Raw genomic sequence first — 14,874 nt, 5'->3', positions numbered from 1 at the left:
CGCTGCGCCCACCCGTGCCGCCCTGGGGGTCCCCCCTGCTCGAAGAGCTTGGGGGAGGCACGACTGCCCGCAGCTAGAGCAAGGGGGTGGAGCGGGTGCGGGGCGGCTGCCCGTAGCTGCGGCAGGGGGGTGGGACAGGTGCGGGACGGCGGGTGGTGCGGCACGACTGCCCGCAGCTACGGCGAAGAGGGTGGGGCAGGCGCGGTGCCGGTGGGGTAAGGCTCCGCCCGACGCCAGACGCCCGCACCCTGCCTGCCGCCCGGTCCCGCATCCCGCCCGCACTACCTGCCCTGCATCCCCCTGCCCCGCACCTTGCCCCACCCCGCCGTGACCGTTTGTGGGCGTCGACGTGTGGGACCGGTGGTCCCCGGCCGGCCGGGCGCGTGGTTCGGGTAGCGTCGGGGCATGAGTTTCGGAGCTGGTGTGCCCACGGTCGAGGTCGCGGACCTCAAGGACGGCGACTTCCTGCTGGACGTCCGCGAGGACGACGAGTGGCAGGCGGGCCATGCCGCCGGTGCCCTGCACATCCCCATGAGCGACTTCGTGGCCCGCTACGGCGAGCTGACCGAGGCGGCCCCGCAAGACGCCCGAGTCAACGTCATCTGCCGCTCGGGCGGACGCTCGGCCCAGGTCACGGCGTACCTCGTCCAGCAGGGCATCGACGCGGTCAACGTCATCGGCGGAATGCAGGCATGGGAATCCGAGGGCAAGCCGGTGGTACGCCCGTCGGGAGACCCGGGCACGGTGGTCTGAGCCGGGCCGGGACAGTGGGGCGCACGCGCTTGGTTGAAGCCCCAGCGCGGGGCGCCGCTCGGGAGACCCGGCACGGTGGTCTGAGCAGGGTCGGAACAGTGGGGCGCACGCGCTTGGTTGAAGCCCCAGCGCGGGGCGCCGCTCGGGAGACCCGGCACGGTGGTCTGAGCACGGCCGGGAAAGTGGGGCGCACGCAGTTGGTCGAAGCCCCAGCGCGGGGCGCCCCTCGGGAGACCCGGGCACCGTGGTCTGAGCACGGCCGGAACAAGGGGCGCACGTACTTGGCCGAAGGCCCAGCGCGGGGCGCCCCTTGGCGGGCGGGAAACAGCAACGCCCCTGTTCAACAGGGGGCGCCGGAACGCCCACCGGGGTGCATGTTTCCCACGGCGAGCCGCATATCTTTTAGGGGCGCGGGGAACTGCGCGACCAGCCACAACGGCGCCGCACCCGCCACACAACCCCCCCTGGCACCCCCATTAGGCATCACCCCAACGAATACGCCCCCAACAACTCCCCCAACGCCTCCTCATACCCCCCCGCCGCCCCCAGCGACAGCTCAACCTGCTTCGCCCAAGCGTGATACCGATGCAACGAATAATCCGCATCGGCCCCAAACCCCCCATGCAGATGCTGAGCCGTCTGCACAACCCTCCGCACCCCCTCCGCAGCCCACACCTTGGCCACAGCCACATCCCCGGCAACCGGCAGAACCCCCCGCGTGCCGGAGGCAATGCGCCAGGCGGCCTGCCAGAGGGTCGCCTCCATGGCGCGAAGGTCGATGTACCGGTCCGCAGCCTGCACGGCAACCGCCTGGAACGTAGCGATCGGATACCCGAACTGCTCCCGCCCGGCCGTGTACTCCGCGGTCATCAGCAACACCCGCTCCCCCAGGCCGGAGGCCACCGCACAGGTCCCCACAGCCAGCACCCCCCACAACCACTCCCAAGCCCCGTCCCCCTCCACGACGTACTCCCCCGCAACCCGCACGGACTCCAGCCGCACCTCCCCCACCCGCTCCCCGGCGGTCGACACCTGCTCCCCGAGCACGACATCCCCGACCGGCACGACGGCCAGCACACTCCGCCCGTCCCCCACATGCGCCGGTACGACGACGAGGTCCGCGTCGAACGCCCAAGGCACCACCGTCTGCACCCCATCGAGCACCCACCCCGCCCCCTCCCGCCGCGCGGCAACCGAGAGTTCGGCCCCGTCATGCCCCGTCCGCCCGTGCGCGGCGACGGTCAACACCGTCTCCCCCCGCCCGGCCGCCCCGAGCACCGCCTCTTTCAACTCGACGGCCCCGTACGCCTGGATCGCGGCCGACGCCGCGACGCTCTCCAGCAACGGCACCCGCGCGAGCACCTTCCCGGCCTCCCGCAGCACCAGACAGAGCGCGACGACATCGAGCCCGGCCCCGCCGTACTCCTCGTCGAGCAGCAGACTCAGCAGATCCGCGTCCGCGAGCTTCGCCCACAGCTCACGGTCGAACCCCTCGGCGACCGGCCGCCCTTGGGTCTTCGCCGGTGACGGCACCCCGTCGGGCGCCACCCCCGCGAACACCCCGCGCGCCGCCTCGGCCGCCGCCTGCTGCTCCTCGCTGAACGTGAAGTCCACGGCCTGGTCCTCCCGACGGGGTCCACTCAAATCTGACGGTCCGTCAAGATAGAACAGGTTCTAGAAGAAGGGAACGCCCACACCCCTTCACCTGTCGAAGTCCACCTTCACCCCCTCCGTCACCGGACGCGACTGACACGCCAGCACATACCCCGCCTCCGTCTCCTCCGGCTCCAGCGCGAAGTTGCGGTCCATCCGCACCTCCCCGGACACGAGGAACGCCCGACAGGTCCCGCAGACACCCCCCTTGCAGGCGTACGGCGCATCGGGCCGCACCCGCAGCACCGTCTCCAGCAGCGACTCCCCGTCCTGGACGGGCCAGGTCCCGGACCGGCCGTCCAGCCGGGCCGTGAGCGTGCTGTGCGCGGGCGCGGACGGCCGTGTCGGCGCGGGCGCGTCGGCCACGTGGAAGATCTCCTGGTGGACCCGCTCGCGGGGGACCCCCAGCTCACGGAGCGCCTCCTCCGCACCGGTCACCAGCCCGAACGGCCCGCACAGGAACCACCCCGCCACGTCGCCGACCGGCAGCAGCGCCGGAAGCAGCGCGGTCAGCCGCTCCCGGTTCAGCCGCCCGGACGGCAGCCCCGCCTGCTGCTCCTCCCGCGACAGCGCCGTCACCAGCTGGAACCGGTCCGGATAGCGGTCCTTGAGGTCGGCCACCTCCTCCAGGAACATCGTCGACGCCGCCGTACGGTCACCGCGCACCAGGCAGAACCGGGCGGTCCGCTCCCGCGCGAGGAGCGTCGCGGCGATCGACAGCACGGGCGTGATCCCGCTGCCCCCGACGACCGCCGCGTACAGCCCCGGCGCCGGTTCCAGCGTGAACCGTCCGGCCGGGGTCATCACCTCCACCTCGTCCCCGGCGGCGATCTCCTTGAGCGCGTACGTCGAGAACGCGCCCCCCTCCACCAGCCGCACCCCCACCCGCAACGTCCGAGGCCCCTCCGCACCCGGCGCCGGTGAACAGATCGAGTACGTACGCCGGATCTCCTCACCGTCGACCCGCCGCCGCAGCGCCAGATGCTGGCCGGCGGCGTGCCGGTACGCCTCCCGCAGCTCCGGCGGCACCGCGAACGTCAGCGCCACGGAGTCGTCCGTCAGCGGCTCCACCTCGGTCACCCGGAGCGCGTGGAAGCGGGCCATCACAACTCCTTGAAGTGGTCGAAGGGTTCGAGACAGGACCGGCACCGCCGCAACGCCTTGCAGGCGGTGGACGAGAACCGGCTGAGCAACTCGGTGTCGGCGGAGCCGCAGTGGGGGCAGGGGATGGGGACGTCGTCCACCAGGGCGCCCGGCGAGCCGGCCGGGGTCCCGTGCGGCGGGCGTTCTTCAGAAGCCGCACCCGCAACCCCCGCCCCGCGCGTCACCCCCAGACTCACCGGCACCGGCCCCGCACCACCCCTCACCCGAGGCGGCGCGATCCCGAACTCCCTGAGTTTCCGGCGGCCTTCCTCCGTGATGTCGTCCGTCGACCACGCCGGAGCGAGGACCCGGCGGACGGTCACCTCGCGCATGCCCTCCGCCCGCAGCGCCCGTTCGATGTCGGCGGACATCGCCTCCACCGCCGGACAGCCCGTGTACGTCGGCGTGAGGTCCACCTCGACCGCGCCCGGCCCCTGGACGTGCACCGCGCGGACCACGCCGAGTTCGCTCAGGGTCAGGACCGGCAGCTCGGGGTCGAGGACGGAGCCCGCGACCGCGAGGAGCCTCTCCTCCAGGGCCGTCACCATGACGCCCCCGGGTGACTGCGGTGCAGATGCTGCATCTCCGCGAGCATCCGGCCGAACGACTCCGTGTGCAGCCCCTGCCGACCGGCGCCCGCCCGCCACGCGCCGGTGCGCGGACCCTCCGGGACGGGCAGCCCGGCGCGGCCGAGGACCTCCTCCACCGAGGTCCGCCACGCCGACTCCAGCGGCCCGGGGTCGACGCCGAGGCCCTCCACCGGCTCGAACAGCTCGCCGGTGAACCGCCACAGCGCCTCGCACGCCGTGCGCATCCGCGCGTGGCTCTCGTCCGTGCCGTCGCCCAGGCGCAGCGTCCACTGCTCGGCGTGGTCGCGGTGGTACGCGGTCTCCTTGACGGCCTTCGCCGCGAGGCCGCTGAACTCGCCCTCCCCGCGCGCGAGTTCCCCGTACAGCAGGTGCTGGTACGTCGAGAAGTAGAGCTGGCGGGCGATCGTGTGCGCGAAGTCGCCGTTCGGCTGCTCCACGAGCTGGACGTTGCAAAAGGCGCGCTCCTCGCGCAGGTAGGCCAGTTCGTCCTCGTCGCCGACCAGCGAGAGGAGGACGCGGGCCTGGCCGAGGAGGTCCAGGGCGATGTTCGCCAGGGCGAGTTCCTCCTCCAGGACCGGGGCGTGGCCCATCCACTCGCCGAGGCGGTGGGAGAGGATCAGCGCGTCGTCGCCGAGGGCGAGCGCCGGTGCCGTACGCGTCGGCGTCACAGGTGCTTCACCCCCTCCGGGATCTCGTAGAACGTCGGGTGGCGGTACGGCTTGTCGGCGGACGGGTCGAAGAACGGGTCCTTCTCGTCGGGGGAGGAGGCGGTGATCTCGGTGGAGGGGACGACCCAGATGGAGACGCCCTCGCCACGGCGGGTGTACAGGTCGCGGGCGTTGCGCAGGGCCAGTTCCGCGTCCGGGGCGTGGAGGCTGCCCGCGTGCGTGTGCGCGAGGCCTCGGCGGGAGCGGACGAAGACCTCCCAGAGGGGCCAGTCGGTGGTCATGCGCGGGCTCCTGTCTCGCCGGTGTGCTTCGCGGCGTGGGCCGCCGCCGCTTCCCTCACCCAGGCGCCGTCCTCGTGGGCCTGCCTGCGCTGGGTGATGCGCTGCTCGTTGCACGGGCCGTTGCCCTTCAGGACCTCCTTGAACTCCGTCCAGTCGATCGGGCCGAAGTCGTGGTGGCCCCGCTCCTCGTTCCACCTCAGGTCCGGGTCCGGGAGGGTGAGGCCCAGGGACTCGGCCTGGGGGACGCAGATGTCCACGAAGCGCCGGCGCAGGTCGTCGTTCGAGTGGCGCTTGATCTTCCACGCCATCGACTGCGCGGAGTGCGCGGACTCGTCGTCCGGCGGGCCGAACATCATCAGGGACGGCCACCACCAGCGGTCCACCGCGTCCTGCGCCATCGCGTGCTGTTCGCTCGTGCCGTTGCTCAGAGCCAGCAGCAGTTCGTATCCCTGGCGCTGGTGGAACGACTCCTCCTTGCAGACGCGGACCATCGCGCGGGCGTACGGGCCGTACGAGCAGCGGCACAGGGGGACCTGGTTCGTGATCGCCGCGCCGTCCACCAGCCAGCCGATCGCCCCTACGTCCGCCCAGGTCAGGGTGGGGTAGTTGAAGATCGAGGAGTACTTCTGGCGGCCCGTGTGGAGCTTGTCGAGCAGTTCGTCGCGGCTCGTGCCCAGCGTCTCCGCCGCGCTGTACAGGTACAGGCCGTGGCCCGCCTCGTCCTGCACCTTCGCCATCAGGATCGCCTTGCGGCGCAGGGAGGGCGCCCGGGTGATCCAGTTCGCCTCCGGCTGCATGCCGATGATCTCCGAGTGCGCGTGCTGGGCGATCTGCCGCACGAGCGTCGCCCGGTACGCGTCCGGCATCCAGTCGCGCGGCTCGATACGGTCGTCCGCCGCCACGGCCGCGTCGAAGAGGCGCTGACGGTCGCCGTCGTCCCCGGACTCCGGCGTTCGCCGCTCCGCTGCCACTGTCGCCATCCCGATCCCCCTCACCCTCTCCCGACCGATCGTTCGGTCCGTCGAATTCCAGGATGAAACCCCCGCCGAGCCATGTCAACCGCTGTGGATAACCGTTCCTAGTCAGTGAGCAGGAGTGGGTCTTGGACCCATGCCTGGTCACTGCGGACATCCCGAACGGTGTTGGGTGTCCTGGTCGCCCGCGTTCGCTCCGCGTCCGGTGGCTCGCATCGTGTGCGTGGTCCGGGAACGCGGGGGCGGGGTCCCTCACGCCCGAGGGTGTCCGGTCGGGCCTGGACGGTCCGATGCCCGCGACGATCACTCCGGTCGTCGCGGGGCGGGGCCGTCCGACGCCGGATCGGATGCCCTTGGGCGCGTCGCCCGATCGCGATGCTCGCGGCATCGTGACGGGTGGTCTGACGGTTCTTCGTGGTGAGGGGCTTCTTCCAGTACTGCGCGCCCCACATCGAGGTGTACGCCGGGTCGACAGCGATGATCGCGATGCCGGTCGCGTCGGCCATCGACGTCAGCCGAGCACGGAGCTTCCCGGTCGGCATACCGGAGACGATCTGCTTGAAGCGTTTCCTGCGACCGTGCTTCTCGCGGGTCTTCTCCGCCGTGAAGTCGAGGTCCTCGACAGCGATCGCCTTGACGCCGCATGACCTGGCCCAGTTCAGGAGCCGCGTGAGGGCGTGGCGGACCTGCGCGTCGCGGTGGTCGGCGGTGCCGGACAGGTCGTAGAAGAAGCGGCGCGGGCTGCCGATGGGGTTGCCGTGGGTGTCGAGGCGCCAGGCGGCGAGGTGATCGGCATTGGTGTCGACACCGATCACCCCCTCGGCGAGAGCTGCGGCCAGGGGGATCGTCCGGGTGACGGGGAAGGTCCAGGCGGCGGTCAGGTACCAGCGCCCGCGCACCGTGTCCCGGTGGATGCGGTAGGCAACAGCCCGGTTCACCTCGACGCGGTCGGCCCACTCGGTTGCCCGGTGCGGGAAGGACACCCGCGCGGCCAGGACGTACCGGCCGTGCTTGGCGTTCGCGTACCCGGCAAGTGGCGCGGGGAGCTTGATGCTCACCTCGCCGTCCGGGGCGACACGGATCGTCTCGTTGCCGTGGCGCTTGCCGGACTCCCCGTCCGCCTGGAGGAACCAGCGCCCGGCCTCCCACCGCTCACGCCACCCGGCCTCGGTGAGCCGGGCGGCGTCGAGGTGGTGACGGGTGGCGAGCAGACGCCTGCCGCCCCGCACGACACGGACGACACCGGCCTCACGATCAGCACGCACAGCGGTCAGCCGGTCTTGCAGGACGTGCAGGCGGCGGGACTTGTGGAACCACTCCCCCTGCGAGCAGTAGCCGCCCGGCGCCCGTTTGCCGCCCTTCTCCCCGAGGGGGAGTGACAGCCGGTGCCGGATCGTGCGGATGCCGGCTTCGAGGGACTGGACGTGAGCGGCCTGTCCGCGCCGGGCCAACGCCCACTGATCATGCGTGGCCTTCGTGACCGCCCCCGCCCAGCGCGACGACGACAACGGCGTCAGCTCCCGCTTACGGACCGCCCACGTCTCAGCGGAATGCTCCAGCCCGTCAGCACACCGCACCTTGAGATCCCAGGAGGCGAGCGAGCCCAGATGCGCACCCACCAGCCGCAGCACCTCCTCGTCCTCAGGCGGCAGACCCTTCAGACGGGCACGTATCGCCACACCGGCGGGGCCGGGCACCACGAACGGAGCCGCCACCTCCCGCAGCCCGCTCATCCCGATCACCCTCCCCTCCGGAACCGAAGACCTTCCCCATCACCCTCAACGACCACCACCGGGAAAGGTCACACGTTCGACGAAAGAAACTTTGTTCCCTCGCGCGTGAAGCACTCGCCAGGGCTCGGACACACCCCTGTGTGGCCAGAACGCACTCCCGTGCTGTTCCACCGCAGCAGTCCACAACCCCTGTGGACAACTCCCGAACCAGCCTCACCCGGCCCCGAAGGCTGCGCCCGCCCCACCGCCTGAGTACCGTGCCGTGGAGCCGTCCCCCCGACGGCCACCCGACACCCAGACCTGAACCACCGGAAACGGGGCGCAATGAACACGCGTGACGACGCTTCGCGCGGGCCGCAGGAGGACCCGAAGCCGCACGCGCCCCGTGAGGGGGCGGACGGCACCGAGAGCGTCGGCTCGGCCGAAGAGACGGACGACGCCACACCGGACCGGGACGCGCTCGACCTGGAGTCGCCGGACGCCGACACCTCGCCCCCCGACGCCCCCGACAGTGAGTCCCCCACCCGCCTGACCGCCCTCTCCCTCCGCGCCCAAATAACCGTCGCCGGAGTAGTGGCCCTCGTCGCCGCCGTGGCCCTCGTGCACATCGGCATGGTCTTCCTGCACATCGCCCCCTCGAACACCGTCAGCAAGCAGCACGCGCGCGCGGTCGACGACTGGGTGTACCCGGAGTTCGAGCAGAACTGGAAGCTGTTCGCGCCGAACCCGTTGCAGCAGGACATCGCGGTGCAGGTGAGGGCCGAGGTGCGGTCGGGGGACGGCGGGTACCGGACGACAGGGTGGTTCGACCTGTCAGCGGCGGACGGCAGGGCGATCGACGGGAACCTGCTGCCCAGCCACACGCAGCAGAACGAGCTGCGGAGGGCCTGGGACTTCTTCACCGGGACGCACGACAACGACAACCGCGCCGTCGGGATGCGGGGCGCGCTGTCGGAGGAGTACCTGCGGCGGATCGTCGTGATGAGGCTGGAGCGGGCAGGGACGGTCACGGAAGGCGGCACCCTCGCGCGCGTACAGGTGAGGTCGCGTACGTCGAACGTCGCGCCCCCGAAGTGGAGTGACGAGAAGGTGTCGACGCAGCCGACGTTCAGGGTGCTGCCCTGGTGGCGGGTGCCCGCCGCAGAGGCGAACGGGGGAGTGAAATGAACACGGTCGTCGCGAAGGGCCTCGCCCGGGTGACGGAGTCCGCGCTGGGCCCGTACCAGAGCGCGGTGATACGCATCGGCTTCAGCGCCACCTGGCTGCTGTTCCTGCTGCGCGAGATCCCCAACCGCACGGAGCTGTACGGCCCGGACGGCCCGTGGAGCTGGCAGCTGGGGCGCCGTCTGGTCGACGTCAACGGCGCGTTCACGGTGCTGATGTGGTCGGACGCGCGCGCGTGGTTCGAGGTCGTGTACTTCCTGGCCCTCGTCTCTGCGGCGCTGCTGCTCGTCGGCTGGCACACGCGCGCGATGTCGGTCGTCTTCATGGTCGGCGTCCTGTCGCTCCAGAACCGCAGCGTCTTCATGGGCGACGGCGGCGACAACGTCCTGCACCTGATGTCGATCTACCTGGTGTTCACCCGCTGCGCGCGCGTGTGGTCGCTGGACGCGCGCAGGCAGAGCCGTACGGCGCTGGCGCGCACGCGCGGGGAGCACGTGCCCCGCGACTGGGTGGGCCCGGCCCTGTGGGTCGTCCTGGGCGGCACGCTGGCCGTCGCGACGGGCGCGGGGTGGCTCACGGACGGCGAGTGGTTCGTCCCGGCGCTCCTGTGGGCCGCGTGGGCCGCGCAGGGCGTGTGGTGGTTCGCCGCGCGCCGTACGGGCGAGCTGCGGGCCCTGTGCGACATCACGGCGAACGTGCTGCACAACGGCGCGCTGATGGTCGTCATGGCGGAGGCGTGCCTGATCTACGCGACGGCGGGCTGGTACAAGATCCAGGGCTCGCGCTGGCAGGACGGTACGGCGGTGTACTACCCGCTCCAGCTCGACTCGTTCTCGCCGTGGCCGGCGCTCGCGGACATCCTCGCGGCGAGCGGCACGCTGGTGATGATCGCGACGTACGGGACGGTCATCGCGCAGGTCGCGTTCCCGTTCACCCTGTTCAACCGGCGCGTCAAGAACGTCCTGCTGGCGATGATGATGATGGAGCACGCGGCGATCGCGGTCGTCCTGGGCCTGCCGTTCTTCTCGCTGGCGATGATCGCGACGGACGCGGTGTTCCTGCCGACGGCGTTCCTGCTGTGGGTCGGGGCGAAGGCGGCACGCGTGCGTGGAGGCACGGTCGTGTCGGGAACGGACGTCGAAAGGGACGTCGATGCGGACAAAAAAGTGCACGTAGGCTCGACCGCATGACCGACCTGGCCGCCTGGCACCGCCTCGCCGGTACCGCCGTACTCCTCGACGGCTTCCACGCCCTCAAGCACGCCCTGCGCTTCTCCGCGCAGGTCCCCCTCGCGGTGGCCACCGACCGGGCCGCGGCACTGGCCCTCGCGGACGACCTCGCGCCGGACGTCCGCGAGCCGCTCGCCGAGCTGCTGACGGAGGTCACCCCGGAGGAGTACCGCGCGCTGGTCCCCCGCCCCCACCCGACGGGCGTGGCGGCCCTGGCCGTACGGCGGCCTCGCGCGGCCAACCTGGCGGCGCTGGCGGCCCTCCCCCGTACGACCCCCGTCGTGGTCCTCGACAACCCGCGCAACCTCGGCAACGCGGGCGCGGTGATCCGTCTGGCCGCCGGTTTCGGCGCGACCGGCGTGGTCACGACGGGCACGCTGGACCCCTGGCACCCCACGGTCGTCCGAGGCGGCGCCGGACTGCACTTCGCGACGGCGGTCGAGCACCTGGAGGTCGCCGACCTGCCCCCGGGCCCGGTGTTCGCGTTCGACGCGGAGGGCGACGACCTCCGGGGCGTGAAGCTCCCGGACGACGCCGTCCTCGCGTTCGGCTCGGAGCGCAGCGGCCTGTCCGCCGAACTGCGCGCCCGCACGGACCACTTGCTGTCGCTCCCGATGCGCCCCCAGGTGTCCAGCTACAACCTCGCCACGAGCGTGGCGATGACGCTGTACCACTGGAGCGCCGGTTAGCCCTCCCTGCGGACCTCGACGACCCGGAACCGGTTCGCCACGAACGCGCCGTCCGTGAGCGCCGCGTTGGCCGCCGGGTTGCCCCCCGAGCCGTGGAAGTCGGAGAACGCGGCTGTCTGGTTGACGTACACGCCCCCCGTGAGGTTCAGCGACAGTTGCGCGGCCTCCTCCAGGCACGCCTCCTCGATGGCCGTCTCCACGCCCGCGTCGGTCGTGTACGCGCCGACCGTCATCGCGCCCTTCTCGCGGATCGTGCGCTTCAGGAGCGCGACCGCGTCGAGGGAGGAGTCGACGGCGACGGCGAAGGAGACGGGGCCGAAGCACTCGCTGAGGTAGGCGGCCTCGGCGTCCGGCTTGGTGCCGTCGAGCTTGACGACCAGGGGCGTGCGGACGACCGCGTCGGGGAACTCGGGGTTGGCGACCGCGCGCGAGGCGAGGGCGACCTCGCCGAGGGCGGAGGCGGCCTCCAGGCGGGCCTTGACGTCCGGGTTGACCAGCGCGCCCAGGACGCCGTTCGCGCGGGCGTCGTCGCCCAGCAGGCCGTCCACCGCGCGCGCGAGGTCGGCTACGACGTCGTCGTACGACTTGAGGCCCTCGTCCGTGCCGATGCCGTCGCGCGGGATCAGCAGGTTCTGCGGGGTCGTGCACATCTGGCCGCTGTAGAGCGACAGGGAGAACGCCAGGTTGGCGAGCATGCCCTTGTAGTTCGCCGTGGAGTCGACGATCACCGTGTTGACGCCGGCCTTCTCGGTGTAGACCTGCGCCTGGCGGGCGTTGGCCTCCAGCCAGTCGCCGAACGCCGTCGAGCCCGTGTAGTCGATGATCCGGATCTCGGGGCGCGTCGCGAGGGTCTTCGCGATGCCCTCGCCCGGCCGCTCGGCGGCGAGCGCGACGAGGTTCGGGTCGAAGCCCGCCTCCGCGAGGACCTCGCGCGCGATGCGCACGGTGAGCGCGAGCGGGAGGACCGCGCGCGGGTGCGGCTTCACCAGGACCGCGTTGCCGGTCGCCAGGGACGCGAACAGGCCCGGGAAGCCGTTCCACGTCGGGAACGTGTTGCAGCCGATGACCAGGCCGATCCCGCGCGGGACGGGCGTGAACGCCTTGTGCAGCTCCAGCGGGTCGCGCTTGCCCTGCGGCTTCGACCACTGCGCCGTACCCGGCGTGCGGACCTGCTCCGCGAACGCGTACGCCACCGCCTCCAGGCCCCGGTCCTGCGCGTGCGGGCCGCCCGCCTGGAACGCCATCATGAACGCCTGGCCGGAGGTGTGCATCACCGCGTGCGCGAACTCGTGCGACCGGTCCGAGATCCGCTTCAGGATCTCCAGCGAGACCAGCGCGCGCACCTCCGCGCCCGCGTCCCGCCACGCCTTCTGGCCCGCCTTCATCGCGGGCAGCAGCACGTCCGCGTCCGCGTGCGGGTACGTGATGCCGAGCTCCGGGCCGTACGGGGAGACTTCGGCGCCGACCCAGTCGTCCGTACCGGGCTGGTCCAGGTCGAAGCGGGTGTTCAGCAGGGCGTCGTACGCCGTCTTGCCCGCCGCGAGGTCCAGGCTGCCGTTCTCGCCGTACGCCTTGGGGTGCTCGGGGTGGGGGGACCAGTACGCGCGCGTGCGGATCGCTTCCAGCGCCTGGTCGAGGGTGGGACGGTGCCGTGCGATGAGGTCGGCGGCGGTGAGTTCGGCGGCCATGCGGGACCAACTCCTGGGGTGGATGCGTCTGTGTGTCTGGGCAGGAACAGCCGGTCACCGCTAGAGTAACCGAACGATCGGTCGGGACAAGGGGTCCTGCTGCATCTGTGGAAAACCCCGTGCGGGAGGATCGCGCACATGACAGCTATCGACCTCAGCAGCCCCGTGGCCGTCGTCGGCGCCGGAACCATGGGCCAGGGCATCGCACAGGTCGCTCTGGTGGCCGGGCACCCCGTCAGGCTGCACGACACGGTGCCGGGCCGCGCGCGGGAGGCCGTCGACGCGATCGGCGTCCGCCTGGACCGGCTCGTCGAGAAGGACCGCCTCACCGCGGCCGACCGGGACGCCGCATGCGCGCGCCTGACGGCCGTGGAGAGCCTCGCCGGACTCGCGGACTGCGCGCTCGTCGTGGAGGCCGTCCTGGAGCGGCTCGACGTCAAGCAGGAGCTGTTCCGCGCGCTGGAGGACGTCGTCGCGGACGACTGTCTGCTCGCCACCAACACCTCGTCCCTGTCGGTCACCGCGATCGGCGGCGCGCTGCGCAACCCCGGCCGGTTCGTCGGCCTGCACTTCTTCAACCCCGCGCCGCTGCTGCCGCTCGTCGAGGTCGTCTCCGGGTTCGCCACCGACGTGTCGTCGGCCACGCGCGCGTACGAAACGGCCCGCGCGTGGGGGAAGAATCCGGTCGCCTGCGCGGACACGCCCGGGTTCATCGTCAACCGGATCGCGCGGCCCTTCTACGGCGAGGCGTTCGCCGTGTACGAGGCGCAGGGCGCCGATCCGGCGACCATCGACGCCGTCCTGCGCGAGTGCGGCGGCTTCCGGATGGGCGCCTTCGAACTCACCGACCTGATCGGCCAGGACGTCAACGAGTCGGTGACGCACTCCGTGTGGAAGGCGTTCTTCCAGGACGTCCGGTTCGCGCCGTCCCTCGCGCAGCGCCGTCTCGTCGAGGCGGGCCGTCTCGGCCGCAAGGCCGGTCAGGGCTGGTACGAGTATGTCGACGGAGGTGCCGCCGAGCGTTCCGAGCCGCACACCGCTGAACCCGCCCAGGCGCCCGTCTACGTCGTCGCGGAGGGCGACCTGGGCCCCGCCGCCGACCTCCTCCCGCTGATCCGCGAGGCGGGCATCCAGGTCCGTGAGGACGAGGAGGACCACGGCACCCGGCTCGTCCTGCCCGGCGGCGGTCAGCTCGCGCTCGCCGACGGGCAGACCTCCGTCGAGTTCCGGGACGTCGTCTACTTCGACCTCGCGCTCGACTACCGCAAAGCCACCCGGATCGCGCTCTCCGCGTCCCAGGACACCTCCCCGCAGACCCTCTCCGAGGCGATCGGGCTCTTCCAGGCGCTCGGCAAGGACGTCAGCGTCCTCGGTGACGTCCCCGGGATGATCGTCGCCCGTACGGTCGCGCGGATCGTCGACCTCGCGCACGACGCGGTCGCCAAGGGCGTCGCGACCGAGGAGGACATCGACACGGCGATGCGGCTCGGCGTCAACTACCCGCTGGGGCCCTTCGAATGGAGCCGCCGCCTGGGCCGCAACTGGGCGTACGCGCTCCTCGACGATCTGCACCTGCGCGATCCCTCCGGGCGGTACGCGCCCTCCCTCGCGCTCTACCGGCACGCGTACGCCTCCGACAAGCGGCAGGGGAGCACGTCATGACCACCGCCAAGCGGGACACGTACACGCCGGAGACTCTGCTGTCCGTCGCCGTCCGGGTCTTCAACGAGCGCGGGTACGACGGGACGTCCATGGAGCACCTCTCCAAGGCTGCCGGGATCTCCAAGTCGTCGATCTACCACCACGTCGCCGGGAAGGAGGAGCTGCTCCGGCGGGCCGTCAGCCGCGCGCTGGACGGCCTCTTCGCGATCCTCGACGAGGAGCCCGCGCGCGCGGGACGTGCGATCGACCGGCTTGAGCATGTCGTCCGCCGTATGGTCGTCGTTCTGATCACCGAGCTTCCGTATGTGACGCTTCTTCTCCGTGTTCGCGGTAACACGGACACGGAACGCTGGGCCCTGGAACGCCGCCGCGAGTTCGACCACAGGGTCGCCGAACTGCTCACATCGGCGTCCCTTGAGGGCGACGTCCGGGCCGACATAGACGTACGCCTCGCCACCCGCCTCGCCTTCGGAATGATCAACTCCATCGCGGAGTGGTACCGGCCCGACAGCAGGGGGGCGGGGGAGCGGGAAGTGGCGGACGCGGTGACGCGGCTGGTGTTCGAAGGGTTGCGCGGCGTGTCGGACGACTGAATCTCGCCCCCGTCAGGAGGCTGTTTCGGACAGAAACGGTCAATGAAGGGCGAA

Annotated in this window: 14 protein-coding genes; 6 read left to right on the top strand and 8 right to left on the bottom strand. The window is 71.6% G+C overall.

The genetic code is table 11. The features are described 5' to 3' along the window. Positions 1-423: 423 nt before the first annotated feature. Entirely contained in the window at positions 424-753 is a 330-nt protein-coding gene (locus J8M50_RS02050; protein WP_010350686.1) for a rhodanese-like domain-containing protein, read from the top strand. A gap of 483 nt (positions 754-1,236) precedes the next feature. On the opposite strand, the gene J8M50_RS02045 is transcribed toward J8M50_RS02050, so the two are convergent. From J8M50_RS02045 to J8M50_RS02015, 7 genes are all read right to left on the bottom strand, one after another. Continuing rightward, positions 1,237-2,367 (bottom strand): acyl-CoA dehydrogenase family protein, encoded by a 1,131-nt coding sequence (locus J8M50_RS02045; RefSeq protein ID WP_010350685.1) that lies wholly within the window; start codon positions 2,365-2,367, stop codon positions 1,237-1,239. A gap of 87 nt (positions 2,368-2,454) precedes the next feature. Then, complete coding sequence (locus tag J8M50_RS02040; RefSeq protein WP_059045104.1) at positions 2,455-3,510, bottom strand: 2Fe-2S iron-sulfur cluster-binding protein; 1,056 nt, start codon at positions 3,508-3,510, stop codon at positions 2,455-2,457. After that, the gene (gene paaD, locus J8M50_RS02035) at positions 3,510-4,097 is read right to left on the bottom strand and encodes a 1,2-phenylacetyl-CoA epoxidase subunit PaaD (RefSeq protein WP_010350682.1); all 588 of its coding nucleotides are present in this window, start codon (positions 4,095-4,097) and stop codon (positions 3,510-3,512) included. The genes J8M50_RS02040 and paaD overlap by 1 nt, the downstream gene beginning before the upstream one ends. Further along, the gene (gene paaC / locus J8M50_RS02030; RefSeq protein WP_010350681.1) at positions 4,091-4,807 is read right to left on the bottom strand and encodes a 1,2-phenylacetyl-CoA epoxidase subunit PaaC; all 717 of its coding nucleotides are present in this window, start codon (positions 4,805-4,807) and stop codon (positions 4,091-4,093) included. The genes paaD and paaC overlap by 7 nt, the downstream gene beginning before the upstream one ends. Beyond that, positions 4,804-5,088: a 1,2-phenylacetyl-CoA epoxidase subunit PaaB gene (paaB, locus tag J8M50_RS02025; protein ID WP_010350680.1), complete on the bottom strand. Its 285-nt coding sequence runs from the start codon at positions 5,086-5,088 to the stop codon at positions 4,804-4,806. The genes paaC and paaB overlap by 4 nt, the downstream gene beginning before the upstream one ends. Continuing rightward, positions 5,085-6,068 (bottom strand): 1,2-phenylacetyl-CoA epoxidase subunit PaaA, encoded by a 984-nt coding sequence (gene paaA / locus J8M50_RS02020; protein ID WP_010350679.1) that lies wholly within the window; start codon positions 6,066-6,068, stop codon positions 5,085-5,087. Before paaA ends, paaB begins: the two co-directional genes overlap by 4 nt. Positions 6,069-6,166: 98 nt before the next feature. Further along, positions 6,167-7,795: an IS200/IS605 family element transposase accessory protein TnpB gene (locus tag J8M50_RS02015; RefSeq protein WP_010350678.1), complete on the bottom strand. Its 1,629-nt coding sequence runs from the start codon at positions 7,793-7,795 to the stop codon at positions 6,167-6,169. Positions 7,796-8,119: 324 nt separating this feature from the next. Here J8M50_RS02015 and J8M50_RS02010 point away from each other — a divergent pair, with 324 nt between their 5' ends. Genes J8M50_RS02010 through J8M50_RS02000 form a run of 3 tightly spaced genes read left to right on the top strand, consistent with a single transcriptional unit; the run spans position 8,120 to position 10,877 of the window. Further along, positions 8,120-8,962, top strand: coding sequence for a DUF5819 family protein (locus J8M50_RS02010; RefSeq protein WP_010350677.1), 843 nt, complete (start codon positions 8,120-8,122; stop codon positions 8,960-8,962). Next, positions 8,959-10,149: an HTTM domain-containing protein gene (locus tag J8M50_RS02005; protein ID WP_010350676.1), complete on the top strand. Its 1,191-nt coding sequence runs from the start codon at positions 8,959-8,961 to the stop codon at positions 10,147-10,149. Before J8M50_RS02010 ends, J8M50_RS02005 begins: the two co-directional genes overlap by 4 nt. Further along, positions 10,146-10,877, top strand: coding sequence for a TrmH family RNA methyltransferase (locus J8M50_RS02000; protein WP_010350675.1), 732 nt, complete (start codon positions 10,146-10,148; stop codon positions 10,875-10,877). The genes J8M50_RS02005 and J8M50_RS02000 overlap by 4 nt, the downstream gene beginning before the upstream one ends. On the opposite strand, the gene paaN is transcribed toward J8M50_RS02000, so the two are convergent. Continuing rightward, a complete protein-coding gene (gene paaN / locus J8M50_RS01995; protein ID WP_010350674.1) occupies positions 10,874-12,565 on the bottom strand; it encodes a phenylacetic acid degradation protein PaaN in 1,692 nt (563 codons plus the stop codon). The genes J8M50_RS02000 and paaN overlap by 4 nt on opposite strands. A 138-nt stretch (positions 12,566-12,703) precedes the next feature. On the opposite strand from paaN, the gene J8M50_RS01990 reads away from it, so the two are divergent. Further along, complete coding sequence (locus tag J8M50_RS01990; RefSeq protein ID WP_010350673.1) at positions 12,704-14,227, top strand: 3-hydroxyacyl-CoA dehydrogenase; 1,524 nt, start codon at positions 12,704-12,706, stop codon at positions 14,225-14,227. Then, positions 14,224-14,820 carry a TetR/AcrR family transcriptional regulator gene (locus tag J8M50_RS01985; protein ID WP_010350672.1) on the top strand — a complete coding sequence of 199 codons (597 nt, stop codon included), beginning with the start codon at positions 14,224-14,226 and terminating at the stop codon, positions 14,818-14,820. The genes J8M50_RS01990 and J8M50_RS01985 overlap by 4 nt, the downstream gene beginning before the upstream one ends. Positions 14,821-14,874 lie beyond the last annotated feature (54 nt).

Source organism: Streptomyces acidiscabies (assembly GCF_020010905.1).
GTDB lineage: Bacteria > Actinomycetota > Actinomycetes > Streptomycetales > Streptomycetaceae > Streptomyces > Streptomyces acidiscabies.
Note: the sequence above shows the minus strand (reverse complement) of the source record. Positions and strands in the feature narration are given on the sequence as shown.

What these genes read in the sequence shown, in the direction of transcription:
- J8M50_RS02040 (WP_059045104.1), bottom strand. Translation starts at nt 3,510, where the DNA reads ATGGCCCGCTTCCACGCGCTCCGGGTGACCGAGGTGGAGCCGCTGACG.
- paaD (WP_010350682.1), bottom strand. Translation starts at nt 4,097, where the DNA reads ATGGTGACGGCCCTGGAGGAGAGGCTCCTCGCGGTCGCGGGCTCCGTC.
- paaB (WP_010350680.1), bottom strand. Translation starts at nt 5,088, where the DNA reads ATGACCACCGACTGGCCCCTCTGGGAGGTCTTCGTCCGCTCCCGCCGA.
- paaA (WP_010350679.1), bottom strand. Translation starts at nt 6,068, where the DNA reads ATGGCGACAGTGGCAGCGGAGCGGCGAACGCCGGAGTCCGGGGACGAC.
- J8M50_RS02015 (WP_010350678.1), bottom strand. Translation starts at nt 7,795, where the DNA reads ATGAGCGGGCTGCGGGAGGTGGCGGCTCCGTTCGTGGTGCCCGGCCCC.
- J8M50_RS02010 (WP_010350677.1), top strand. Translation starts at nt 8,120, where the DNA reads ATGAACACGCGTGACGACGCTTCGCGCGGGCCGCAGGAGGACCCGAAG.
- J8M50_RS02005 (WP_010350676.1), top strand. Translation starts at nt 8,959, where the DNA reads ATGAACACGGTCGTCGCGAAGGGCCTCGCCCGGGTGACGGAGTCCGCG.
- J8M50_RS02000 (WP_010350675.1), top strand. Translation starts at nt 10,146, where the DNA reads ATGACCGACCTGGCCGCCTGGCACCGCCTCGCCGGTACCGCCGTACTC.
- paaN (WP_010350674.1), bottom strand. Translation starts at nt 12,565, where the DNA reads ATGGCCGCCGAACTCACCGCCGCCGACCTCATCGCACGGCACCGTCCC.
- J8M50_RS01990 (WP_010350673.1), top strand. Translation starts at nt 12,704, where the DNA reads ATGACAGCTATCGACCTCAGCAGCCCCGTGGCCGTCGTCGGCGCCGGA.
- J8M50_RS01985 (WP_010350672.1), top strand. Translation starts at nt 14,224, where the DNA reads ATGACCACCGCCAAGCGGGACACGTACACGCCGGAGACTCTGCTGTCC.